Source organism: Shewanella colwelliana (genome assembly GCF_001735525.1).
Taxonomy (GTDB): Bacteria; Pseudomonadota; Gammaproteobacteria; order Enterobacterales; family Shewanellaceae; genus Shewanella; species Shewanella colwelliana.
This window is the reverse complement of record NZ_MCBT01000030.1, coordinates 80687-104236: the sequence shown is the minus strand read 5'-3', so window position 1 is coordinate 104236 and position 23550 is coordinate 80687. Positions and strand designations below refer to the sequence as shown.

20 protein-coding genes and 1 riboswitch are annotated in these 23550 nt (G+C 45.7%); of the genes, 12 read left to right on the top strand and 8 right to left on the bottom strand.

All coding sequences use genetic code 11. The features are described from left to right. Nucleotides 1-10: 10 nt before the first annotated feature. From BEL05_RS10520 to BEL05_RS10510, 3 genes are all read right to left on the bottom strand, one after another. Entirely contained in the window at nucleotides 11-1684 is a 1674-nt protein-coding gene (locus BEL05_RS10520) for a 4Fe-4S binding protein (RefSeq protein ID WP_069671136.1), read from the bottom strand. A 184-nt stretch (nucleotides 1685-1868) separates the two neighbouring features. Next, nucleotides 1869-2456 (bottom strand): DUF3306 domain-containing protein, encoded by a 588-nt coding sequence (locus BEL05_RS10515; RefSeq protein ID WP_028763410.1) that lies wholly within the window; start codon nucleotides 2454-2456, stop codon nucleotides 1869-1871. After that, the gene (locus BEL05_RS10510) at nucleotides 2456-2926 is read right to left on the bottom strand and encodes a DUF3305 domain-containing protein (RefSeq protein ID WP_028763411.1); all 471 of its coding nucleotides are present in this window, start codon (nucleotides 2924-2926) and stop codon (nucleotides 2456-2458) included. The genes BEL05_RS10515 and BEL05_RS10510 overlap by 1 nt, the downstream gene beginning before the upstream one ends. Before the next feature lie 295 nt (nucleotides 2927-3221). Between BEL05_RS10510 and BEL05_RS10505 the strand changes: the two genes are divergently transcribed. The 4 genes from BEL05_RS10505 (at nucleotide 3222) to BEL05_RS10490 (ending at nucleotide 7710) form a co-directional block, all read left to right on the top strand. Then, nucleotides 3222-4067, top strand: coding sequence for a formate dehydrogenase accessory sulfurtransferase FdhD (locus tag BEL05_RS10505; RefSeq protein ID WP_069671134.1), 846 nt, complete (start codon nucleotides 3222-3224; stop codon nucleotides 4065-4067). A 27-nt stretch (nucleotides 4068-4094) separates the two neighbouring features. After that, nucleotides 4095-5000 carry a substrate-binding domain-containing protein gene (locus tag BEL05_RS10500; RefSeq protein WP_069671133.1) on the top strand — a complete coding sequence of 302 codons (906 nt, stop codon included), beginning with the start codon at nucleotides 4095-4097 and terminating at the stop codon, nucleotides 4998-5000. Between the two features lie 95 nt (nucleotides 5001-5095). After that, nucleotides 5096-6982 (top strand): DUF294 nucleotidyltransferase-like domain-containing protein, encoded by a 1887-nt coding sequence (locus BEL05_RS10495; protein WP_069671132.1) that lies wholly within the window; start codon nucleotides 5096-5098, stop codon nucleotides 6980-6982. 8 nt (nucleotides 6983-6990) lie between these two features. Next, nucleotides 6991-7710, top strand: coding sequence for a 3'-5' exonuclease (locus BEL05_RS10490; RefSeq protein WP_069671131.1), 720 nt, complete (start codon nucleotides 6991-6993; stop codon nucleotides 7708-7710). 40 nt (nucleotides 7711-7750) lie between these two features. Here the strand turns inward: BEL05_RS10490 and BEL05_RS10485 are convergent, their stop codons facing one another. After that, nucleotides 7751-9322: a BCCT family transporter gene (locus BEL05_RS10485; RefSeq protein ID WP_028763416.1), complete on the bottom strand. Its 1572-nt coding sequence runs from the start codon at nucleotides 9320-9322 to the stop codon at nucleotides 7751-7753. A 351-nt stretch (nucleotides 9323-9673) separates the two neighbouring features. Between BEL05_RS10485 and folX the strand changes: the two genes are divergently transcribed. From folX to folM, 3 genes are read left to right on the top strand one after another with little or no spacing between them, the layout of a single operon-like run. Continuing rightward, entirely contained in the window at nucleotides 9674-10060 is a 387-nt protein-coding gene (gene folX, locus BEL05_RS10480; RefSeq protein ID WP_211237652.1) for a dihydroneopterin triphosphate 2'-epimerase, read from the top strand. A 14-nt stretch (nucleotides 10061-10074) separates the two neighbouring features. After that, the gene (gene folE, locus BEL05_RS10475) at nucleotides 10075-10710 is read left to right on the top strand and encodes a GTP cyclohydrolase I FolE (RefSeq protein WP_211237650.1); all 636 of its coding nucleotides are present in this window, start codon (nucleotides 10075-10077) and stop codon (nucleotides 10708-10710) included. A gap of 36 nt (nucleotides 10711-10746) precedes the next feature. Next, nucleotides 10747-11454: a dihydromonapterin reductase gene (folM, locus tag BEL05_RS10470; protein ID WP_028763419.1), complete on the top strand. Its 708-nt coding sequence runs from the start codon at nucleotides 10747-10749 to the stop codon at nucleotides 11452-11454. Between the two features lie 73 nt (nucleotides 11455-11527). Here the strand turns inward: folM and moeB are convergent, their stop codons facing one another. Then, nucleotides 11528-12298, bottom strand: a complete 771-nt coding sequence (gene moeB, locus BEL05_RS10465) for a molybdopterin-synthase adenylyltransferase MoeB (RefSeq protein WP_028763420.1) — start codon at nucleotides 12296-12298, stop codon at nucleotides 11528-11530. 13 nt (nucleotides 12299-12311) lie between these two features. Next, nucleotides 12312-13556: a molybdopterin molybdotransferase MoeA gene (gene moeA / locus BEL05_RS10460; RefSeq protein WP_028763421.1), complete on the bottom strand. Its 1245-nt coding sequence runs from the start codon at nucleotides 13554-13556 to the stop codon at nucleotides 12312-12314. A gap of 345 nt (nucleotides 13557-13901) precedes the next feature. Here moeA and ftnA point away from each other — a divergent pair, with 345 nt between their 5' ends. After that, nucleotides 13902-14426 carry a non-heme ferritin gene (gene ftnA, locus BEL05_RS10455; protein ID WP_028763422.1) on the top strand — a complete coding sequence of 175 codons (525 nt, stop codon included), beginning with the start codon at nucleotides 13902-13904 and terminating at the stop codon, nucleotides 14424-14426. 65 nt (nucleotides 14427-14491) lie between these two features. On the opposite strand, the gene BEL05_RS10450 is transcribed toward ftnA, so the two are convergent. Both BEL05_RS10450 and ribB read right to left on the bottom strand, forming a co-directional pair. Next, nucleotides 14492-17722, bottom strand: a complete 3231-nt coding sequence (locus BEL05_RS10450; protein ID WP_069671130.1) for an EAL domain-containing protein — start codon at nucleotides 17720-17722, stop codon at nucleotides 14492-14494. 310 nt (nucleotides 17723-18032) lie between these two features. Continuing rightward, nucleotides 18033-18686, bottom strand: a complete 654-nt coding sequence (gene ribB / locus BEL05_RS10445; RefSeq protein ID WP_069671129.1) for a 3,4-dihydroxy-2-butanone-4-phosphate synthase — start codon at nucleotides 18684-18686, stop codon at nucleotides 18033-18035. A gap of 169 nt (nucleotides 18687-18855) precedes the next feature. Then, a riboswitch (FMN riboswitch) is annotated at nucleotides 18856-19063 on the bottom strand. A gap of 143 nt (nucleotides 19064-19206) precedes the next feature. Between ribB and BEL05_RS10440 the strand changes: the two genes are divergently transcribed. The 4 genes from BEL05_RS10440 to BEL05_RS10425 all read left to right on the top strand — a co-directional run bounded on the left by BEL05_RS10440 (nucleotide 19207) and on the right by BEL05_RS10425 (nucleotide 23502). After that, the gene (locus BEL05_RS10440; RefSeq protein WP_069671128.1) at nucleotides 19207-21267 is read left to right on the top strand and encodes a S9 family peptidase; all 2061 of its coding nucleotides are present in this window, start codon (nucleotides 19207-19209) and stop codon (nucleotides 21265-21267) included. Nucleotides 21268-21271: 4 nt separating this feature from the next. Next, a complete protein-coding gene (locus BEL05_RS10435; protein WP_175427337.1) occupies nucleotides 21272-21568 on the top strand; it encodes a GIY-YIG nuclease family protein in 297 nt (98 codons plus the stop codon). Nucleotides 21569-21735: 167 nt separating this feature from the next. Beyond that, complete coding sequence (locus BEL05_RS10430) at nucleotides 21736-22560, top strand: phosphatase PAP2 family protein (RefSeq protein WP_051413040.1); 825 nt, start codon at nucleotides 21736-21738, stop codon at nucleotides 22558-22560. Nucleotides 22561-22674: 114 nt separating this feature from the next. Next, nucleotides 22675-23502 carry a phosphatase PAP2 family protein gene (locus BEL05_RS10425; protein ID WP_069671127.1) on the top strand — a complete coding sequence of 276 codons (828 nt, stop codon included), beginning with the start codon at nucleotides 22675-22677 and terminating at the stop codon, nucleotides 23500-23502. The last annotated feature ends 48 nt before the right edge of the window (nucleotides 23503-23550 follow it).

The window sequence follows — 23550 nt, the reverse complement described above, 5'->3', positions numbered from 1 at the left end:
GGCTAAACTCTTATCGCAGTTGCTTTTCAGGATCTTGAAGGATGTCTTCAAACATATCTTTTACCCGGCAGTCGCTACACATCTTTAGTCGTTCTGTGTTGGCACTGAAGGCACTATGACCTCCGACTACATCCAGCATCCGTTGCACCATGGATTGGGTGGCGAAAGGGGTACCGCAGCGAATACAATCAAACGGTGCTTCCTCTTTCAACGTTTGACGCTCCTGACGCGCAGCAGCATCGAAATTCATTTGTGGAGTTAAGCTAATCACCTTCTCAGGACACGCTGACTCACACAGTCCACACTGCACACAATCTTGCTCGACAAAGTGTAGCGCAGGCATATCGCCGCCGTCGGTTAATGCCTGAGTTGGGCAAGTCGACACACAAGAGAGACACAAGGTACAACCGTCGGTGTTAACACTTACCTTACCGAAAGGTATATTGCTTTTGCTGAGGCAGCTATCGCTCGACGCCGCTTGACTGTTGAGATGATCGATTGCCGCATACAGGGTGTTACGCTTGGTCGTCGCTGCAAACTCACCCGGTACGATAACCGGCCAGCTCGCACTCACCTTAACTAAAGTATCTAGCTCATCAAGTTGGTTTTGGTTAATCACGCTAACACGCTGAGGTTGTCCCATCTCATCGAAAATGTCGTTGGCCAGTTGCTGCTCACCGTTAAGCATCTGCGTTAACGTAGGAGCTGTCGCATCGGTATTAAGCACAATAACCTGACGCGCTCCCCATGCGAGTGCCGACATCCAATGATCCATGCTCGCAACCGTTATCTCCTCAAGCTCCACAGGAATTATTACCCCAGCTAGCTCGTCGGTGACCAAACTCGCGCCATTGGCTGCATCATGAAACAAGATAACGGGAGCGGTTTGCGCCTGTTCGCGAAAGCGTGTCACTAACTTGTGCAGATAGGAGTGCAGTGCTTGCGGTGTTGGTAAGTCGTAGCTAATCGCCCCAGTAGGACAAGCATTGGTACAACTACCCGCACCGTGGCAAAGGTAAGGATCTATCTCAATCTTTTTGTTGACGCTTGAAATAGCGTCCGCAGGACAAAAGTTTAGGCAGCGATTACAACCGTCGATACCGTTGCGATTGTGCGCACAAATATCACTGTTTACTTTGACATAACGTGGTTTATCAAACTCACCTATCAGATCGGGTAATTGGGCTATCGCATCGGCCAACTTGGCTTCATCTTGACCTACGTAGAAGTAGCCAGGTGGCAACATCTCTAGGTTAATACTCGGCGACTGACTCAAGTCGAGAATTAGGTCGAAATGCGCTTTACGAATAGCAACGAGACTGAGGTCTGCGCTACCGCTTTCGTGTTCAACCTTAACTTGAAATTGGCCTAGAAAGCCTTTGATCTCGATTAGTTTGTTGTAATAGCTCTCGACACCTTCTGCTGCCGCCATCACTTTTTCAAGATGCGCTTCATCTTGGCTAGTAATAGATTCATTGGCGAGAATGGCACGTTGTCCCATATTGGACAATTTGTCTGCCGCGAGGCGGGCTAAATCTTCTGGTCCAATAACCAGTACATTGCCCTCTGTGGTATAGCTAACGGTTGGAGGAATAAGATTCTGTAGAATCTGTGTCTGCCCCAACACTTGCTCACGGACCGACTTTACATCGACGGTTGCGTTACTATTTGAATGAATGCTCACATTGCGTTCCTGAACAGTTTTGGCCGCTGCTGTCGGCGAGGTGGCTGTAATGCTCTTATCGGCATGCGCTAAATGCGCCAGCTTCACCTATCGTTATCAGAGAGTCGTAACTCTCTGCTAAGCTGCGTTATTTACAGCAATTCACGTACCAAAGTTATGGATTTAAAAACACTCTAAACTGACCTTAAGCAACAGGTGATTTAGGTATATCTTGTACTTCTGGTTCATTTTGGGACAACTCCCTTGTAGTCGCGTCCAAAATGTCCGCCGATGCATCGACGTTATGATGATCTTCAACAGATTCGATTTCAGCCGTCATCTCTTCAGCTGTAACCTCCTCTTGTTCATCTTTATCCTTGATCACGTGACGGAATACTTTCTTAGCCAGCTCAGCAGAAACATCAGCTGATAGCTTTGGTTGATTACTGTAATCGAGGGCATATTCAAGTAAGCCATCAATCTCGTTGTAGTGAGGTTGCTTCCACAAGGCTCTCAGCGCCGCAGCTTTCGCATTGGGATCAACATTGTCAGCCATAAAACTAGCAAAGCTGCCACCCACTTCAATTTTCTCAGGATCTGGCAGATCTTCAGCCGTCAGCAGCTTCTCACCGCCCTCTATTGCCTGCTCAGTACTATCTAGTGTTGGTTCTTGAGATAAGGTCTCATTTTCTTCAGCTGTTGATGGTGCAACCGCCTCTGCTTCCTCTTCGGCTTGCACTTGCTGACGGCGAAGGTTCCAGCGTGCTAACAATCCACTTGGTTTATCACTCATCAGTTAACCTGCCCATGATTATGATTGCTACTTGGCCCTTCATTTTTACGACGATTAACGTGTTTACGTCGATGGGCACAGATTTCAACCTCTCCATGGCGAGTAATGAACGCCTCCATCCAGCAAGCAACGGCTTGGGGCATTGGCATGTGCAAAACTGGTGTATCACCTTCTAAACAACCGGCAGCGACATTTTGATCGGCAGAAATAGCGGCCGGTACCCAGGTGCCATCTTCTAGTTCATCGCACACCACGTATAACATGGCGTTATCCATATCTAGGTTAATACGGTAGCTTCCGCGCTCATCCTTATGCAGCTCAAGTACCACCATTTTTGCGCCAGCTGGTGCGGGTTGTGTTGCAGGTAAAACCTGATCTAATTCCCAGCTTTCAGAGATCCAGCGCCCAACTTGCTTCTCTATTTTCTTGAGCGAAACATACATGGGCCATTGACTTTCAGTGCGTTGCATTGCGTCTCCGTTTTGCTATAGAGAGCCTAGCCAAATTTTTAGACCAAGCTACGGGTTAGCGATATAGACTAATGAAGCAATTAACGTGCCAGCGATCTAGGTAGATTAGTTTGAACTAGATCATCAAATCCTTATCAAGAGTAGGACAATTTGTCCTAAATGCCATTTTAAGCGGGACATAAAAGGGCGTTTCACACCTAAGCATTTATCTAGATCACGCATTTAAACAACAAATCCTTGTCTCGGAATGATTATTGCTATGCTGCATGCAGTCCATTGCGAAAAGATGACATTCATGACAATTAGCAAACAGCCTACATTCTTAAAAACTCAAGCAGATGCCCCGCTTACCATCGCAGTGAAAGCGATCAATGAGCAGGGAGAGGTGGTGGATAAGTTTATTGCCTGCGAACGGCCACTCACGGTTTATCTTAATTGGCGCCCCATTGTGACCCTAATGACCTTAGGCGCGCGTCCTGAAGCACTCGCGCTGGGTTACCTAAAAAATCAGGGGTTTATCTCAGACGTTAAACAGTTGGAGTCTGTGATTGTAGATTGGGACGTCAACTCCGCAGCAGTGATCACCAAAGAGACAACAGAACATTTAGATGAAAAGCTGGCAGAGAAGACCGTCACAACTGGTTGTGGGCAAGGCACAGTTTATGGGGGATTCATGGATGGTTTAGATGACATTAAACTACCAACGCCTCAACTAAAACAGAGCATGCTTTACAGCCTGCTAAATAATATCAGTGCTTACAATGAAACCTACAAAAATGCAGGAGCTGTGCATGGCTGTGGCTTATGCGAAGGTGATCAGATTAAAGGTTTTGTCGAAGATGTTGGTCGCCATAATGCTGTGGATACCTTAGCTGGCGAGATGTGGCTCAAACAGGAGATGGGCGGCAATAAATTATTTTACACCACAGGTCGTCTCACCTCAGAAATGGTGATTAAAGTAGCCAAGATGGGCATTCCTGTGCTGCTGTCACGCAGCGGGGCCACGCAGATGGGGCTCGAGCTCGCACAGAAGCTTGGGATCACCATGATCGCTCGCGCTAAAGGACGCCACTTTCTCATTTATAACGGCGCCGAAAACATCGAGTTTGATGCGACACCACCAAAAAGAAATAAAGATTAAGCCCTCGACAGCTTTCAAGGAAATTTGATGACAGAGCCAAGTGAACTCATCTATATGAGTGCCAAGCAAGTGGCTGAATATTTAGACCTTAATGAAAAAAAGGTCTACGCCATGGCCAACGACAGAATACTCCCTGCGACTAAGGTCACCGGTAAGTGGCTCTTTCCTAAAATCCTCATCGATAGATGGGTAATGGACTCTTGCCACAGCGGTATGTTGTCTGATCGTATGCATATTACAGGTAGTGATGACCCACTGCTGTCGATGCTTGTGGCACGCTTGATGTCTCGTATAGGCAAGAGTGATCTCGTCAGCTATAGCTCAACTGGCTCACGTATGGGGTTAGATCTGTTGTCCCGTGGCTATGCCGATGTATGTACTTTGCATTGGGGCAATATCGAAGAGCGTAATATTCGCCACCCTGCACTATTAAAAGGTTACCCAAACCATCAACAGTGGGTCATGGTTCATGGATACACTCGCCAACAAGGCTTGATGATGCGCCCCGACATGCACCACAGATGTCAGGAGGAAGATAAAGTGATTGGACTACCTTGGCGCTGGGTTGGACGGCAAACAGGTGCAGGCAGCCAGCAACACCTAGAACATTGGCTAATGAAGCAAGGGGCAAGTGTTGAACAGCTCAATATATCCGTCACCGCCTACAGCGAACGGGAACTAGCGGGATTTATCGCACGCGATGAAGCTGATATTGGCTTTGGTTGCCAATCGGTAGCCATGGAAAGCGGTTTGAGTTTCGTTCCGTTAATCACTGAATCCTTTGACTTTGTGATGCCTCAAGGAATCTATTTCCGCCGCCAGCTACAAGCCCTATTCGATATGTTAGGCAGTACGCAAACTCGACAGCTCGCCGCTCAGCTCGGTGGGTACGACCTTAGCCAATGCGGACAAATGCTGTGGACCGCAAATTAGTCGACGCTATTTTTCAATCTCTCAACCTAGCCTGCTAGGATTAAGTAGTATGTAATAGAACAGACACGTCATTTAAGGGCAGCCAGGGAGATAATGTGGAAGCAGAGTTAAACGAGATCCAATACTTTTTAGAACAGTACCCACCGTTTAACTCGCTACCTGAAGAGGTTATTGCGCAGGTAAGCCGTCAAGTCGAAATATCATACTATCGCAAAGACACCCCTATTATTCATTTTGGCGATGAGATCCATGATCTGTATGTGATTCGCAGCGGTGAGGTCGAGGTTTACCGTCGTAAAGGCGAGCTGTACAACCGGCTCGATACTGGCGATCTTTTTGGTCAAATGGGTCTACTCACCAACAATAAAGTGCGCTTTCCCGTTAAGGCTATTGAAGATACGCTAGTCTATTGCATTCCTGATGATGTTTTTCAGCAACTCTATGAGCAACATGATGTATTTGCCGATTTTGTCGAGGTGGCTGACAATGCTCGACTGCGTCAAGCAGTCTCTAACTCCAACAATCAAAATGATCTGACGACCTCTAAAGTTAGAACACTATTAACCCGCGAAGCGGCAACCATAGATAAGAACGAAAGTATCCAAAATGCTGCCGTGATGATGGCTAGAGATAATGTTTCTTCATTGTTGGTGATTGATCCAACGGTGCTAGAAGATGAGGATGATAACTCTCCTTTAATGGGCATCATCACCGACAGAGACTTATGTACTCGTGTCTTGGCCGAAGGTATTGATCCATCCTGTGACGTTGGTTCAGTTGTCACCACCGAAGTCATTAGCCTAGATCATAACGCTTATGTATATGAAGCGATGTTAATCATGCTCCGCTATAACGTGCACCACTTACCCATATTTAAAGGCAGTAATCCAATAGGCATCATTGAAGCGACCGACATTGTTCGCTACGAGTCACAAAGCTCCCTACTGATCGTCAGCAGTATTTTTCAGCAGCAGTCCCTCGAAGAGTTAGCCCTCATCGCGTCACAAGTTAAAGATAGCTTTGTTCGCCTAGTGCATGAAGATGCCAACTCTCATATGGTTGGCAGCGCAATGTCTGTGATTGGACGCAGCTTTAAGCAACGCATATTAGAGCTAGCAGAAGAGAAGTTTGGCCCCCCACCGGTGCCGTACTGTTTTCTTGCACTGGGCTCTATGGGCCGCGATGAGCAACTGGTTGTCACCGATCAAGATAACGCAATAATCTTGGATGAGACTTTCAATAAGGCATTGCATGATGATTATTTTGCTAACTTAGCTAAATTCGTCTGTGATGGACTCAATCAATGCGGTTACACCTATTGTACTGGTGACATTATGGCCACCAATCCAACATGGCGTATGACACGCAAAGAGTGGGAAGCATGTTTTGCCGACTGGATCGACGACCCCAACCCTAAAGCACTACTCAACGCCTCAATTTTCTTTGACCTTGATGGTGTATACGGCAAGCTCAAATGGGCCGAACAACTCAATGGATTTATTGTTCGCCGCGCGCGAAAAAACAATCGCTTCCTCGCCTGCCTTGCGAGAAATGCGCTCAATCGCACGCCACCACTCGGTTTTTTCAAAGACTTCGTCATGGAAAAAGATGGTCGCCACAATAACTCGATTAACCTTAAAAGCCGTGGCACGGCGCCGCTTGCGGATCTTATTCGCGTTCATGCGCTGGCGGTAGGCTCTCGTGCTCGCAACTCATTTGAACGACTCGATGACATCATCGATGCCAGCATACTGCCTAAAGGGCGTGCTCAAGATTTACGTGATGCGATGGAGTTTATTTCTATGGTACGAATTCGCCATCAAGCCTTAGACGTAGAGGAAGGCATCGAAGCCGATAACAATATCGAACCAGAAAACCTATCAGACTTTGAACGACGTAACCTTAAAGACGCATTCCAGATTTTAAGTAATGGACAAAACTTCCTTAAATTCCGTTACCAAGCTAATAATCAATTTAAGTGAGCTCATTCATGCTGAAAAAGCTACTTTCGCCTCCGACGATTGACTGGCAAGGCAAGTTTCAACAGAAACTCAAAGTCATTACCCATAAAGTACTGCGAGACTATTACGCCACGCCGTTGCCTTTAGGCAACACACCAATAGGTGAAGTGGAGTTTCTCGCCATGGATTTTGAAACGACAGGTTTGAACCCCGACAAAGACGATATCATCAGCATAGGCACAGTACCGTTTAACTTACAGCGTATCTTCATCAACCGGGCACAATCTTGGACAGTCAGACCAAGAGAGAAGTTAGCAGAGGAATCTGTTATTATTCATGGAATTACTCACACTGACATTTTAGATGCGCCAGATTTATCCGCCATCTTTGAGCAGGTTCTGCAGGAGATGGCAGGCAAAATCATCGTCGTCCATTGCCATCAGATAGAGCGGAAATTTTTCGAAACAGCACTCATGGCGCGCATCAATAAAGGGATAGAGTTCCCTGTCGTCGACACCATGGCGCTCGAATCAAGCATACAACGTCAGCAGTATGGTGGGGTTTGGAATAGGCTAAAAGGCACTAAACCACAATCAATTAGGCTCGGCTCAAGCCGACATCGTTATGGCCTGCCTGCCTACTCACCTCATCACGCTTTGACTGATGCCATTGCTACTGCTGAATTACTGCAAGCGCAAATCGCCCATCACTATAAGGCTACATCAGCCATCGACAATTTTTGGCAATAAAAAAGGAGGGTAACCCTCCTTTTTTATTAATTACTGCCAATTAAAAGCGTTCGGTTCGCATACCTTTTATCAAACTAACGCACATCAATAACAATATCACCGTAAAGGGTAAGGCGGTTGATATCGCCCCAGCCTGTAAGGCTTCAATGGCCTCTGTACCACCAATCCACAACAGTGCGATCGCAATGGCGCCCTCAAGGACCGCCCAGAATACACGTTGCGGAACAGGTGCATCGATCTTACCGCCAGAAGTAATACTATCAATGACTAACGAGCCAGAGTCAGATGAGGTAATAAAGAACACCAGCACCAAAATGACGGCAATAACCGATAGCAAGGTACCAAACGGCAATACATCAAACATCTGGAACATGGCTAAAGGTACATCGGTGAGCCCTTTAGTTCCCAACTCTCCCACCTTATTGATCACCTGATCAATCGCCATACCGCCAAATACTGACATCCAGATAAGCGTCACAAACGTAGGCACCAACAACACCGCGGTTAAAAACTCTCTTATCGTACGCCCTTTAGATACTCGAGCGATAAACATACCGACAAAAGGTGACCAAGAGATCCACCAAGCCCAGTAAAACACAGTCCAGCCTTGGAACCACGCCTCATCAGTGCGTCCATGAGGGTTACTCAGTGGAATTATGTTCTCAACATAAGAGATAAGCGTAGTGGAAATAGACCCCAAACTAATGGCATAGCCTATCATCGCTACCAGAATCAGTAACAAAAACGCCACCAGCATATTGATGTTACTAATCACCTTCACACCACCATCGATTCCGCGGACAACAGAAACGACTGCAAGCATAGTCACCGCAAGGATCACGACAATCTGTAAACCGAGTCCAGGATCAATGCCAAACACATGATGAATACCACTTGCCGCCTGTTGCGCGCCGAGTCCTAAGGAGGTTGCTAAGCCAAACAGCGTCGCTAACACCGCAAGAATATCGACAATATGACCAGGCCAGCCCCATGCTCTGTCACCCAACAGTGGGTAAAAGATTGAGCGAATAGATAAAGGCAGCCCTTTGTTGTAAGTGAAGAAAGCTAATGATAATGCCACCACACCATAGATAGCCCAAGGATGAAGCCCCCAGTGGAACATGGTTGCACCCAGCGCTAATTTAGCGGCTTCTGGCGTATTAGGCTCAACGCCTAACGGCGTTTCATACCACCCAGTGAAATACGCAACGGGCTCAGCCACACTCCAAAACATCAAGCCGATACCCATACCGGCAGCAAACAACATTGATAACCAAGATATAAAGGAGTAATCAGCGGTCGCTTCTTTACCACCTAAGCGTATTCTGCCAAACGGTGACAAAATCAAGGCTAAACAAAATATAACGAAAATATTGCCAGACCAGATGAATAGCCAATCAAACGAGCCAATGATCTTCCATTTAATGCCATCCAACGCGGCTTTCGCGGTTTCCGGATCGACCACTAATGTTGCTATGAGAAAAGCAACAATTAACCCGGCACAAATCCCAAAGACGGGGTTATGAATATCAAACCCCCATTTCTGCACATTATCCTGCCCGACAGTGTAGTCAGTGCTATCGATACTGTACTTATCATTTCCTTTTGTCATCGATTCTCTCCGCAAAAAACTAAAGAACCACCACCAGGAAAGTCCCCTGCTGACAGCAAAAGTGATTTGAACTCATAGTAATATAATTAAAAAAAACACAGCCCATTGTAACGCCAAGATTAGTAACGTCCAATTTAAAGCACTTTTTATTAGTGAAATATGACCTAAAGCAGCATTTTTTGACAATACTACAATCATAGCAACTAAGCTTCACTCCAGCTTTTTTGTTATAGCTATAACTAAAAACCCCGTTAGCGCCAGCCAGTAAAAGAGTTTGCGGCAAGCGGCTAACTGATCGCTATCACCGCTTCATTCGTACAGTGTAAAAATAGATAAGGAATATTTATGAATATTAGTCTGGCGAAAATCCATATCAGTAACTTAAGGCTTAGAACCTTCATTGGCTTCAATCCTGAAGAAAGAGAGAAGCAACAAGATGTGGTGATTAACATCGACATTCATTATCCAGCATCACTGTCAGCGCAATCTGACAGCGTCGAGGATGCCCTCAACTACAAGGTGGTTACTAAAAAGGTCATTCAACATGTCGAAGAAGGTCGTTTTCTTCTGCTGGAAAAATTGGTCTCAGATATTCTCGCCATCAGCTGCGAACATCCGTGGGTGCGCTACTGCCAGGTTAAGGTAGACAAGCCACATGCACTCAGATTTGCCGACTCGGTATCGCTATCACTCGAGGCCCACCTCGATAGCGACAGCTCAGTTAATCCTTTTAAATAATCGGAGTCATCATCATGCATTCATCCGCGGAGCAAGTTAAACAGGCATTGATTGAGCGTGGTTTAGAAACACCATTAGTGGCATCTCAGCTCAACAGTCAGCAAAAATATGAGCGTATCAAAGGGCTGATGACTGAAGTTGTCGCCACACTGGGGTTAGACCTGAATGACGACAGCTTACAAGAAACTCCACACCGTATTGCCAAAATGTATGTTAACGAGGTGTTTGCTGGGCTCGACTACAATAACTTTCCAGCCATCGCTCAGATTGACAACAAAATGGGGGTCGACGAAATGGTAAAGGTCAGCGATATAAGCCTGACCAGCACCTGTGAACACCACTTTATCACCATAGATGGCATGGCAAAGGTAGCCTATATCCCCAAAGAGAAAATTATTGGGCTATCGAAAATTAATCGTATCGTGCGCTTCTTCTCTCAGCGCCCTCAGGTGCAGGAGCGATTGACGCAACAAATTCTCGTGGCATTGCAAACCCTGCTAAACACTCAGGATGTGGCAGTATCCATCGCAGCGACCCATTACTGCGTCAAGTCTCGCGGCATCATGGATAGCCAGTCATCGACACAAACCACCGCGCTAGGTGGATGTTTTAAAACAAATTCACATACAAGAGCCGAATTTCTTGGTTAAATAGACCAAGCGCTTCCATTCATCAACAGGAACATCATGCAGCCAACCATTTTAATTACCGGTGTAGGCAAACGTATCGGTTTGTACCTTGCCAATGACTTTATCGCCCGGGGGTACCACGTGATCGGCACCTTTCGTAGCCATTACGCCAGTATCGATACCTTAAGCGAAGCCGGCGCAGATCTTTACTGCTGCGACTTTAACCAAGCCGATGAAGTCGACACCTTTATTGATGCCATCGCTAGCAAATATCGTCAGCTTGATGCCATCATTCATAACGCGTCACAATGGTTGCCAGACAATAGTCCCTTGGCTGCAAGCGACGTCATGGAACAAATGATGCGGGTGCATGTCACTGCCCCTTATCAGATAAACCTCGGCTTAGAGAAACTACTTACAACGGGAGAGCGATTGACAGACATCATTCATCTCACGGATTACGTGGCAACGAAAGGCAGTAAAAAGCATATCGCTTATGCTGCTAGCAAAGCGGCACTAGAGAATATGACCCTCTCCTTTGCTACCAAGTTGGCCCCCAAAGTTAAGGTCAACAGTATCGCGCCCGCCCTTATCTGTTTTAATGACCATGATGATGAAGACTACAAACAGCAAGCGTTAGCAAAATCATTATTAGAGCGAGAAGCAGGAGAGATTGAAGTGCTCAATGCAGTCAACTATCTGCTGGGCAGTCATTATGTGACAGGTCGTTCGTTAGCACTCGATGGTGGACGCCATCTAAAATAGCGGCATCAGGTGTTGCGGCGCTAGCAGGCAATACCAATCAGTACCACCCAAACTAGCGTAACTTAATCAGTCGCTACTTACTGCAAACTGGGCAACTCTGTTGCTTGCCCAGTTTCATTTCTCGAAACTCCATCGTCATCGCATCAATCATTAAGATTCGCCCCACTAAAGGCTTACCCATGTGTGTAATCACCTTAATCGCTTCCACCGCCTGCAAGCAGCCAATCATACCAACCACGGGAGCTAGGATACCCGACTCGACACAGGTCAATTGTTGATCGCCAAATAGCTTGCTGTAACAGTGATAACACGGAGAGTCATCTTGGTAATCGAAAACCGTCACAGTGCCTTCCATGCGAATGGCTGCCGCTGACACCAAAGGGACTTTATGCTTAAAACAACTTTGATTGAGCTGCTCACGCACGCTGATATTGTCGGTGCAATCCATCACGAGTTCATGTTCTGCCACCAGCGCATCTATCTCTGGATCATCGAGTACGGCGTTAATGGTGGCAATTTCGATATGCGGATTGAGTTGAGTCAGGGTTTCCTTAGCCGACTCAACCTTAGCTTGGCCTACGTTATGATCTTGGTGGAGCACCTGACGCTGTAAGTTTGAAATTTCAACCGTGTCAAAGTCTACAATGGTCATCTTACCAACACCCGCTACCGCAAGATATTGGCAAGCTGCACAGCCTAATCCACCCGCACCGATAACCAATACCTTAGTGAGCTTAAGTTTCTCCTGCCCTTCAAAGTCCATGGCCTTAATAGAGATTTGCCGGCTATATCGTAAGATCTCACTATCAGACAAGATCTCATCACTATCAACACTAGAGGTCATCAGCATTTACCTATTAACAGAGCACTGAATTGAAAGGTTCGACGGTCACCAAGCTACCATCAGCCACATCACCCTGCTCTTGCGATAGAATCACAAAACAGTTTGCGAGACTCATAGAGGTCAACATACCAGAACCTTGCCCTCCCGTGATGCAAACTTGCGCCTGTCCCTGCTCGTCATGACTCAAGATACCTCGTTGATATTCAACCCGGCCCGGATGTTTACGCACACAGCCTTTTAGTTGGGCTTGCATCTGCAGTGGCTTCGCTTGCGGTAGCCCTTGCATTTTGTTGATTAAAGGCCATACCAGCTTATAAAAGGTCACCATAGAAGATACTGGATTTCCTGGAAGCCCACAGAAAACCGCGTCACCCAAACGGCCAAATGCAAACGGTTTACCGGGTTTAATGGCCAACTTCCAGAAGGTAATTTCTCCCTCTTCATCCAAAACCTGTTTGGTGTAATCGGCATCTCCTACCGATACGCCACCCGAGGTCAGTACCATATCAGCCCTTGCTGCGGCAGTACGAAAAGCGTTACGGATCGCCTCAGGATCATCTTCAATCACGCCCAAATCGATCCATTCAACATTGGCACGACTTAAAAGCCCTTGAATGCTATAGCGGTTGGAATCATAAATTTGCCCAGGTGCTAACTCGCTTCCCACAGGACGTAACTCATCTCCCGTTGAAAAGAATGCCACTTTAACCTGACGGCTAACCCGCACTTGGCTAGTACCAATGGTCGCTAACACTCCCATCTCAGCAGCGCCGATCTGAGTACCTGAACTTAATACTTTGCCGCCTGTTTTGACCTCTTCACCCCGATAACGAATATTGGCACCAACAGCTTTTGGAGCTTCTATCGAAATCAGCTCCTCATTTGCGATCACTTTCTCTTGCATCTGTACCGTGTCATAGCCAACAGGAACTGGCGCACCAGTCATGATGCGTACGCAGGTATTGGGCTTTGCTTCACCTTCAAAAGGATGGCCTGCAAACGATTGGCCTATCAGGATTAACGGCTCATTATTAGCGAGATCTTCAAAGCGAAACGCATAACCGTCCATTGCCGAATTATTAAATGGTGGTAAATCGATGCTAGATGCCAGATCTTCCGCCAGCACCCGACCCAACGCATAAGGCAGTTGCACCATCTCAGAGTCATCTAGCGGCATAACTTGGTCGAGGAGTTTAATGATGGCTTCATCAGGATGCATAAGGCTTGGCTGTGAACATGGATCGGCTTTCATGGGCATCGGTTACCTTGGATATGAGTAAAAGCGAATATTGGCAGCCATTATGCCATGCTCAAATAAGAAGACTATGATCTCGACGGCAGTTTTTTCCATAGACGTCGATTACCTCCCCCGAAATCCCTTTAAAAGCCACAGCTTTACCAATAACCAAAGGGAGATCAGTAGCCTAAGCCGTATGAAACCCAAGAGTCCTCGCAAGCCTACCTCTATTATTCACAGTTTAAAACCCAGTGAATAATAACGATTTGTATTTAAAAACATTAAGTTAAGTAAATATGGTTGCATTTCAAAGTGTGGTTTAACACAATAGCAGGGCTTAAGAATGACTATGAATAAGGAAGTAAAATGCTGGCACAAACGATGATTGATCAGTTGAACGCGCAAATTAATGTGGAGTTCTTCTCCTCAAATCTCTACCTACAGATGAGCGCTTGGTGTGAAGACAAGGGTTTTGAGGGTGCCGCAAAATTTATGCGTACCCACGCAGATGAAGAGATGCAACATATGCACCGTCTATTCACTTACGTAAGTGAAACCGGTGGCATGCCGCTACTCGGCGCCATTGAAGCGCCGCAAGCTGAATTCGACTCACTGCTTGCGCTATTTGAATACACTTATGAACATGAACAGATGATCACAAGTAAGATTAACGCTTTAGCTCATGCCGCCTTTACTAACCAAGATTACTCCACGTTTAATTTCCTACAGTGGTATGTCTCAGAGCAACATGAAGAGGAAAAGCTGTTTAAGTCTATCGTCGATAAGATCCGTTTAGTGGGTGAAGATGGCAAGGCGCTATTTTTTGTTGATAAAGACTTGGCCCAAATGGCTGTTGAAGAATCTGCAAGCATAATGACTGCTGCTGTCTAGCACATCAAGACTTGTGATTAAGGGCAGCTTAGCTGCCCTTTTTTATTGATGATTTTTGTATACGGCTATGCGGTTTCCCAATTAAGCTCTATCTCTTCAAGCTGCGTTTTAGCTGCATCCGCCAACAACTCAATAATATCCACTTCCGCTAACGGACGAGAAATAAGATAACCTTGAACGTAATCACAGCCTAATCCCTGTAAGAACTCTTGCTGCGCCATATTTTCAACCCCTTCCGCAACCAGCTTCATATCTAAACTTTGGCCCATCATGATAATAGCCTTGATCAGATTAGCATCAGCCTTATCTTCAAGCATATTGTCGACAAAGCTCTTATCTATCTTGATCACAGAGATAGGGAAACGCTTGAGGTAACTCAATGATGAATAGCCCGTACCAAAATCATCTAGGTAGATTTCAACCCCAAGCGCTCTGATAGCATTAAGTGCATTGAGTGCCTGCTCAGTATCTGCCATCAACATAGATTCAGTGATCTCAATATGTAAAGATTGCGGCGCGATATCAAACTTTTGCAGCAAACCATTCAATAAGCAGGCAAATTCATTGGCATGTGAATGCACTAACTGGCGGCTAGATACGTTAATAGCCATATTGATCAGGTAGCCTTTTTCATGCCAGCCCTTCAAGTCACTTAACGCCTGCTGCAACACCCACTCACCTATCGGTTCAATCAGCCCTGTTTCCTCCGCAATAGGGATAAATTGATCAGGCGGTATCAACCCCTTCTTAGGATCAAGCCAACGTACTAAAGCTTCGACAGCGATAATCTGCTCGGTCTGGTTATCGATTATTGGTTGGTAATGAAGACAAAACTCTTGTTGTAATACCGCTCGGCGCAGACTCTGCTCTAACGTGATCCGCTCGAGCATATCTTTGTTCATGTCTGATGAGAAAAAGCTAAAGTTGTTACGACCATCTCCTTTGGCTTGATACATTGCGGTTTCGGCATTGCGCGTCAACACCTCAACTTCTTGGCCATTGGTTGGATAACAGCTGACGCCAATGCTGGCGGAGATCAAGATCTCGTTACGGTTGATGCCAAATGGTGAGGACAGATGAGAAATGATCTGCTCAGCGCGCTCTTCTATACGGCCTTGATGCTCAACATGCCCCATCACCATCACAAACTCATCACCACTTAAACGGGAGACAAAATCATATTGCTCTAGTAAAGATTCAAGTCTTGCAGCGACTATCTGTAATAGCTCATCACCAATACTGTGGCCGTAGATATCATTGACATATTTAAAGCGGTCTAAGTCGATAAAGAGTACTGATACAGAGCAAGATTTTTGCTCGGCAATCTGCAACATCTGTTGCAACCTAACGTTATAAAGCTGACGATTGGGCAGATTAGTTAGCGCATCATAGTTACTCTTATACCAGATATCTTTTTCATATTTCTTGCGGTTACTAATATCAAGAAATAAGCCGATATGCTGGATAACTTCACCCTGTTCGTCTTTCACCACAGTGATGGCAAGATACTCTGGGTAGACTTGCCCATTCTTACGTTTATTCCAAATCTCACCCTGCCATTTACCGTATTGCTTTAGCGACTCCCACATTTGCACATAAAAATGATGTGGCTGCTGATTGGAGTTAAGCAAAGAAGGGCTCCGCCCTTTTACCTCGTCGAAACCATAACCTGTGATTTGGGTAAATGCCGGATTCACCGCCTCGATATGATTATCCTTATTAGTGACCACTATCCCTTCAGCACAATATTTAAATACTGCTTCGGCCACATTAAGTTGACGGTTTGCCTTAAGACGCTCGTTAAGCATAAGGTTCAATGCCTTCGACATCTTGGCAACCTCATCAGTACCGTCCACAGGCACTGTAAGCTGTAAGTCGGTATCTTTAGCCATGCGCTGCATCACAGTGGAGATCGTTGAAATACGCTCGATTAAATTGTTTACGATAAAGCGTCCTACCACAAGCAATAGTATGATGTTACATATGGCAGCAAGCACTCCAAGTAGCAAATAAAACAATGACTCACGCTTCTGCGCTAAGCTAAGCTCCGCGATATTTTCGGTTAATTGGGTACTGGCAGAATATAGGTAAGCAATAGCCTCACTCGACGCTTGCCACCACTCTTCACTGGAAACGATAGGCGTTTGAAACTGCAGTTTACTCAAGGCTTGTAGCATAGGCTCATCATTGAGGCGAACTTGGCGGTCCTGTTCTACTATGGGCACTCCCTCACCCTTTAACCGTACCAGCAAATCTAAATGGCGATGATACTCCTCGACTGTACTAGCAAGCTGTTCTAGGGCACCGAGTTGGCTTGATGTCAGATAACTTAACTGCCTGGCCTCATTTAGCTTAAGCCAAAATTTGTGTAAATTACGCTCGAATGCAGAAATATATTCAGGCTCTCCCCGTAACAGAAAGTTTTTAAAATTATGGATCATCCCACCATAACCCATCGCCTCGCTCATCTGACGCCCCAAGGCGACCAGCGCGATTTGTGATCTCACTTGCTCCCGCATCAAGCTAACCTTATGGCTGGCATCATTATTTAAACTGTTTTGAATAATGGGCAAGTTAGCCTCTAAAGCGGTTGAAACAAGTTCTATTTCGGCTACATCTAACGCACTCTCCACTGAACTCAAGGCTAAATAAGCTGCTGGTTCAACCTTACTTGATGCAAGCAGTCGGTTCATTAACCCCCTTTCTTGCCCAGCCAACTCCTGAATTTTAAGAATATTAATCAAATCATGATAAGACTTGGCCTGCAGTGTATTTTGCGTCCGCATCTGAATTTGGGAAATAATCACTAATAGGTGGTGGGAGAAATCACGGTAAAATTTTTGCGGTTCATCCGCTTTAAGTTGATCGACATCGATACGTGCTTGTTTTAATTCAGCCCGCAATGCTTTTATCTGCTCAAAGTTTTGTTGTAGGTTAACCGCTTGTCTGCTTGCCTGAGCATAAGAGCGATTAAAATCGGCTAATTCACGGCTATTAAGAAAAACACTAACCTGTTCGTCAGTGATGGTGCGCTGCGCCATCAGGCGTCGATGAAACTGTTCTTGGTCGCTGCCAATATAACCAGCAGAAAGACCACGCTCTTTTTGCACCTCGAAAATGAGCTGTTCAACTTGTTGGGTGATATCTATCGCAAGGGAATTACGTTGTGCTGCAAAGTAGCGTTCGGCGAGTTCAGTCATCCTAAGCGTGCCAAACAGTACAAAAAGTAACATTGGAATAGCCGCAAGCAGAATTAACTTTTGATTCAGGCTTAACCGATTGAGTACAGATGACATCGAAAGCGCTCCTTGCTTGATTATCATAAGAGCAGACGCTTATTTAAAGGTCTGAGATAAGTACCATAGCCGATACTAAGTGTCACTCCTAGTTCACTAAAGTCTAATCTATATCACGGAAAAAGATGCTCAACGTCAAAATAATGACTAAGTCATTATTTTTTAATGCCATTTATTTAATTGTTACAGGTTGCTTTAACACCTTGCAGAAAAATTCATACAAAAGTATGAATTAGAAAAGAGACATAATTGATAACAATTTATAACCAAAGAGACAAAGACAGACTCTTTGGTTATTTTTCCCACCTAATTACCCCGCTTTAGCAACCTGTGATAGGCGATAGCTAACGATATCTTCAATCGTTAGAACAGGCATCTGATGTTTAGTACCAAACGCGATGATTTCGGGCAACCTAGCCATGGTGCCATCAACATTGGTCACTTCACACAACACACCTGCGGCTTTTAAACCGGCTAGCTGCATTAGATCAATAGTGCCTTCAGTATGACCACGGCGCGTTAATACGCCACCAGGCTGGGCACGTAGCGGATAAACATGCCCTGGACGAGCCAGATCTGTAGGGGTAGCACTATCTGCTATCGCCGCTTTAATCGTTGTCACTCTGTCGGCAGCTGAAACGCCTGTGGTAACGCCCACTTTTGCCTCAATACTAACGGTAAATGCTGTACCGTATTGGCTCGAGTTATCTTCCACCATAGGTGGCAACTGTAATTGCTGAACTTTTTCATCGGGTAAACATAAGCAGACAATACCACTGCATTCGCGTATAAGCAGAGCCATCTGCTCATTAGTTAAGTGCTCTGCAGAATAGATAAGATCACCTTCGTTTTCTCGGTCTTCATCGTCAACAACGAGAACACCTTGGCCTGCTCGTAGTGCGGTTAGTGCGGCTTCGACACGAGCATGTGCATCACCAAAACGAGAGAGTAAAGACTGATTCATGGTTAAATCCTTAGTAAGACTAATAAAATGGTTTTTTTCCAGAATCAGGGCGTACAGAAAATCACATCACCGCCCCCATAAGGTTCAGTAACGCTGGATAAGAGTGCACAGTAATCAGTCACAAAGCCACGACCAATGAGAGACCACAGCATGTAGCGATATTGAGCTCTTATATTCTCTTTCATCCGGACTTAGTGCAGTTAAAACCCTAATGGTTTAAATGCTCATTACCGTCGGCTCTGGAATACTCTACATGGCGTAAAGGTCACCAGATCTGCTGACCCTAAATCAACATTGATCTAGGCGCTCGCGGGCTTACATCACATTAAGTGACTATCACCGCCGGTGGGGAATCTCACCCCGCCCTGAGAACTTGCTTTCCGGTGAGGAAAGCGACGATATGGTGCGCTTATTTTATTCAAATAACAAGTGAGAGAGTGACAAGCATAACCTAGATCACCTAAGCTCTATTTTTCAGATATTCAGCGGTCCTATCCATCGACATAAGGTCTTAGTTCAGATGCCATCTATACAACCACCAATCGCCAAAAAGCAGCCTCATCTGCACAAAAACCATGGTATCAATCGTGTCGATAACTATCACTGGATGCGTGATGATAAGCGTGAAGCCCCCGAAGTCTTGGCGCACTTAACCGCTGAAAATGACTATCACCAAGCCAAGTTTGCACCATTTAAATCACTGCAAACATCACTCTTTGAAGAGTTAGTCGGCCGATTAGATAAAGATGAGTCGAGCGCCCCCTACTATTGGCATAATCACTGGTACATGAGCCGCTATCAACAAGGCGGTGAGTACCCTATCATCTCACGCAAACCACAATTGGCAGACGAGGAGCAGATATTACTCGACGTCAATTTGCGCGCCATGGGTCATGAGTTTTTTGGCTTAGGAGGTTTCAGCGTCAGCCCGGACGAATCCTTGTTGGCTTTCAGCGAAGATACCCTGAGCCGCCGCATCTATACCATTGAGATAAAAGATCTCAATACGGGTCAAATGCTAGCAGATAAGCTAGAGGGCACCGATGGCAGTTTAGTATGGGCCAGTGATAATCTGCACCTATTCTATATTGCCAAAGATCCGCAAACCCTCCTAGGCTATCAAGTATTCCGCCACCAACTAGGCCAACCTCAATCCCAAGACGTACTCGTCTATGAGGAGCAAGATGACAGTTTTTATCTGTCATTATCCAAGACCTTAGATGAAACGCTTATTCTGCTCCACCACGACAGTACAGAAACCACAGCAGTGTCGCTACTCGACAGCCATCAGCCATTAGGTCAGTTTATGCCGCTACTTGAACGGGAGCAGGGGCATGAGTACTCAATCGCAAAACGAGGTGAGCAATTGTATATCCTCACCAATTGGGAGGCGGTTAATTTCCGCTTAATGACGGTGTCACGCTCACAAGCTCATGACAAAGAAAGCTGGCAAGAGGTTATCGGCGCCAAGTCAGGCCGTCGTATTGAAGATGTCCTGCTACTCAGTGACTATCTCGTGGTACAAAGTCGTCAATCGGGTCTGAGCCAGATTGAAGTTCGTCCTTTTAATGGTGAAGCTCACTACCAACTCGCTTTCGATGACCCAGCTTATGTCGTTGGCTTTGATGTCAACCCAAGTCAACATAGTCGTCAACTTCGTATTTTCTACTCCAGTCCCACAACGCCCGAGTCCATCTATCAATACGATCTCAGTCAGCCATCGACAAAGGTTTTGCTCAAACAGGAAAATGTGCTCGGTGACTTCAACCGTGACAATTATCGCTCAGAGCGACTATTTATTAATGCGCGAGATGGTCAAGCGGTACCCGTGACTTTAGTCTATCGAATAGACCGCTTTAAAAAAGATGGCACCAACCCACTATATCAATATGGTTACGGTGCATACGGATACACCATAGATGCGGACTTTGACAGCGCCGTCATCAGCTTGCTCGACAGAGGGTTCGTTTATGCCATTGCCCATGTGAGAGGCGGCGAGATGCTCGGCAGGCCATGGTATGACGATGGCCGCTTGCTAAATAAACAAAATAGCTTTAATGATTTTATCGATGTGACCCATGCTCTGGTAAATCAAGGTTATGCCGATCAACATAAAGTGGTCGCCGCTGGCGGCAGTGCCGGAGGCCTATTAATGGGCGGTGTGATAAATCAAAATGCAAACAGTTACTTTGCAGTGGCCGCTCACGTGCCATTTGTCGACATCGTCACGACTATGCTTGATGAGTCACTCCCTTTAACCACCAATGAATATGACGAATGGGGCAACCCTAATGAAGCTGAAGCATTTAACTATATGCTGAGTTATTCGCCCTATGATCAAGTTAAGGCACAAGACTATCCGCACATACTCGTGACCACGGGCTTACACGACTCACAAGTACAGTATTTTGAACCCGCTAAATGGGTGGCAAAACTACGCGAATTAAAAACGGATCGAAACCTGCTGCTTTTCCAAACCGATATGGATGCTGGACACGGTGGGAAAAGTGGCCGATACCGCCATTATCAGGATACCGCCCAAGAGTATGCCTTTTTTATCGGCCTACTAGAGCAGTCTTAAGGGGATGGCAGACTCAATTAAAAACGCTACAGCCATGAGTGATGCTGTGTGGTACTTGTATATGATCCGCTGCCGCCAAGGGCAACTCTATACTGGTATCACTACCGATATAGCGAGACGGTTTAAGGAGCATCAAACCGGTGGTGCCAAAGCCGCCAAATACCTTAAAGGCAAGGGGCCATTAAAGCTCTGTTACCAAGAACAAGTAGGCAACCACTCTGCGGCGCTAAAAAGAGAGATAGTAGTAAAAAAGCTCAACAAGAATGCAAAACTTGCATTGATACAAAGTGATGCAAGCTAAATACCTCTTGGAAATATATTTTTATTAATTATTTTCAACAAGTAACGTAAAAAAACTCGCTAACCCGCTAAATAAATCATGTCATTCTTTAGTATAATGCCAACACCGCTTTACTTGGTGGTAACAATTCATTAATGTAACCTCCCTTTGTGTAATTTAAGATACTAATGGGTATAACATTCCAGGCAACGGCTCAAGGAGTGCCGGCGCAAGATAAGTATCAAGGACGAGAATACATCGGATTATTGTTGGTCATGTTGAGTTTTCATCTGCTGACACTAAACAACGCAACCAATTTAAGTGTGTTCCAACTCTTCAATCAACTGCCTGTTTACCTTCCTGATTGGCTGTTGCTTACCATCACAGATCTTGGCAATGGCGTCACCTTAGGTGTGATCACCCTCTGTTGTATCGTTAAACGTCCTGAATTACTGTTAAGGGTTATTGTGGCGAGTGCTCTCTCTCTGATCTTAGTCCCTATGTTAAAACAGTATTTTGATGCACCTCGACCCGCGGTATTGTTAGAGACGCTTAATATTGTTGGTGAAATCAGGTTGAAACATAGTTTCCCTTCCGGACATACCGCCAGTGCTTTTCTATTTGCTGGTACGCTATTTTTTGCCTATCAACAACGCAGTATTAAGTTGCTAGCCATTAGTTTTGCCACGCTAGTTGGGCTATCACGCTTAGCCGTTGGCGCACATTGGCCACAAGACGTCATTATGGGGGCTTTTGTCGGCTTATTCTGTGCGGCCTGTGCGGCGCAATTACCAAAGCTAACACTCAATCTGCGTAATCACTGTTATCTGTTGAGCTTTCTTTGGTTGGTGCTGGTTATTTGCGAACTCGACAAAAGTTTTGATAAAGAGCTTATTTGGCAAGTATTGTTATTGCGCTGGGGGCTGCTGTGCCTAGCTGGCCTGCTCATTCTTCGACAATATCGCACACTGACTTTTCCTAGTGCTAAACGAAAGCCCCAGTATCCAGCATAAGCAAGGAGCATAGGCGACCTGTACAGCCTAAAACTCGACAATAACCTAGGACATTCACGCTTCCTTCACAACCCACAGGGTAAACTGGTGCCTCAGCATTATGCGAGGCACCTTATGAGTCGTTTATTTTCAAGCAACATAATCTCTACCACTGGCAAAAAAACCTTGCAAAACAGGGCGTTTATAGTACTGCTGTGCACTCTATTTGTTTGTTATCTATTGATGTTAAACCAGCATATTAACTTAGCTACGTTTAGGCTTATTAATGACAACTCACCAGAAATCTCGCCTTGGCTGCAATGGGTTATCACAGATCTTGGCAATGGCGTCACACTAGGTGCGGTTATGCTGTGTTGCTTAATCAAACGCCCAGAGCTAACCCCGCGAGTGCTCTGTGCCAGCATACTATCACTTGCTTTATTGCCATTACTTAAACAGTATTTCGATGCGCCACGACCAGCAGCCGTATTGGATATACTTAATGTTGTAGGTGAGGTGCGCACCCAGCATAGTTTTCCTTCTGCTCACAGCAGCAGCGCCTTTCTGTTTGCAGGCACTTTAATGCTTGCAGGCCAATTTTCTCGCTACCTATGGCTTTTCATTCTCATGGCATCCATGGCCGCTGTATCACGCGTTTTGGTCGGAGCACACTGGCCCATAGATGTCGTTGCGGGGGCAATGACGGGCCTATCTTGCGCCTATTTTGCGTCACATGTGCCACTGGTTCGTCTACCTAAAAATGCCATATTAATTATATTCTCGGTAATTCTAGTCACACTGATTAGTTGTGAATTATCTGAAAGTATGGATAAAAATATTATTTGGCAGGTTATCGTTATGCGGTGGTCGGTGATAGGTTTGGCTTCAATCTTACTGGTGCCAGAGCTTAAGCGCTATTTTTACATCGAACGTAAACAGCGTGGGGTCATCCCCTCGCTTTAGGAGGGCAGCGGCTAACTTTCTCTTTAGCGTTACACCATCGACAAAAGT

What these genes read in the sequence shown, in the direction of transcription:
- BEL05_RS10515 (WP_028763410.1), bottom strand. Translation starts at nt 2,456, where the DNA reads ATGAGTGATAAACCAAGTGGATTGTTAGCACGCTGGAACCTTCGCCGT.
- BEL05_RS10510 (WP_028763411.1), bottom strand. Translation starts at nt 2,926, where the DNA reads ATGCAACGCACTGAAAGTCAATGGCCCATGTATGTTTCGCTCAAGAAA.
- BEL05_RS10505 (WP_069671134.1), top strand. Translation starts at nt 3,222, where the DNA reads ATGACAATTAGCAAACAGCCTACATTCTTAAAAACTCAAGCAGATGCC.
- BEL05_RS10500 (WP_069671133.1), top strand. Translation starts at nt 4,095, where the DNA reads ATGACAGAGCCAAGTGAACTCATCTATATGAGTGCCAAGCAAGTGGCT.
- BEL05_RS10490 (WP_069671131.1), top strand. Translation starts at nt 6,991, where the DNA reads ATGCTGAAAAAGCTACTTTCGCCTCCGACGATTGACTGGCAAGGCAAG.
- BEL05_RS10485 (WP_028763416.1), bottom strand. Translation starts at nt 9,322, where the DNA reads ATGACAAAAGGAAATGATAAGTACAGTATCGATAGCACTGACTACACT.
- folE (WP_211237650.1), top strand. Translation starts at nt 10,075, where the DNA reads ATGCATTCATCCGCGGAGCAAGTTAAACAGGCATTGATTGAGCGTGGT.
- folM (WP_028763419.1), top strand. Translation starts at nt 10,747, where the DNA reads ATGCAGCCAACCATTTTAATTACCGGTGTAGGCAAACGTATCGGTTTG.
- moeB (WP_028763420.1), bottom strand. Translation starts at nt 12,298, where the DNA reads ATGACCTCTAGTGTTGATAGTGATGAGATCTTGTCTGATAGTGAGATC.
- moeA (WP_028763421.1), bottom strand. Translation starts at nt 13,556, where the DNA reads ATGCCCATGAAAGCCGATCCATGTTCACAGCCAAGCCTTATGCATCCT.
- ftnA (WP_028763422.1), top strand. Translation starts at nt 13,902, where the DNA reads ATGCTGGCACAAACGATGATTGATCAGTTGAACGCGCAAATTAATGTG.
- BEL05_RS10450 (WP_069671130.1), bottom strand. Translation starts at nt 17,722, where the DNA reads ATGTCATCTGTACTCAATCGGTTAAGCCTGAATCAAAAGTTAATTCTG.
- ribB (WP_069671129.1), bottom strand. Translation starts at nt 18,686, where the DNA reads ATGAATCAGTCTTTACTCTCTCGTTTTGGTGATGCACATGCTCGTGTC.
- BEL05_RS10440 (WP_069671128.1), top strand. Translation starts at nt 19,207, where the DNA reads ATGCCATCTATACAACCACCAATCGCCAAAAAGCAGCCTCATCTGCAC.
- BEL05_RS10435 (WP_175427337.1), top strand. Translation starts at nt 21,272, where the DNA reads ATGGCAGACTCAATTAAAAACGCTACAGCCATGAGTGATGCTGTGTGG.
- BEL05_RS10430 (WP_051413040.1), top strand. Translation starts at nt 21,736, where the DNA reads ATGGGTATAACATTCCAGGCAACGGCTCAAGGAGTGCCGGCGCAAGAT.
- BEL05_RS10425 (WP_069671127.1), top strand. Translation starts at nt 22,675, where the DNA reads ATGAGTCGTTTATTTTCAAGCAACATAATCTCTACCACTGGCAAAAAA.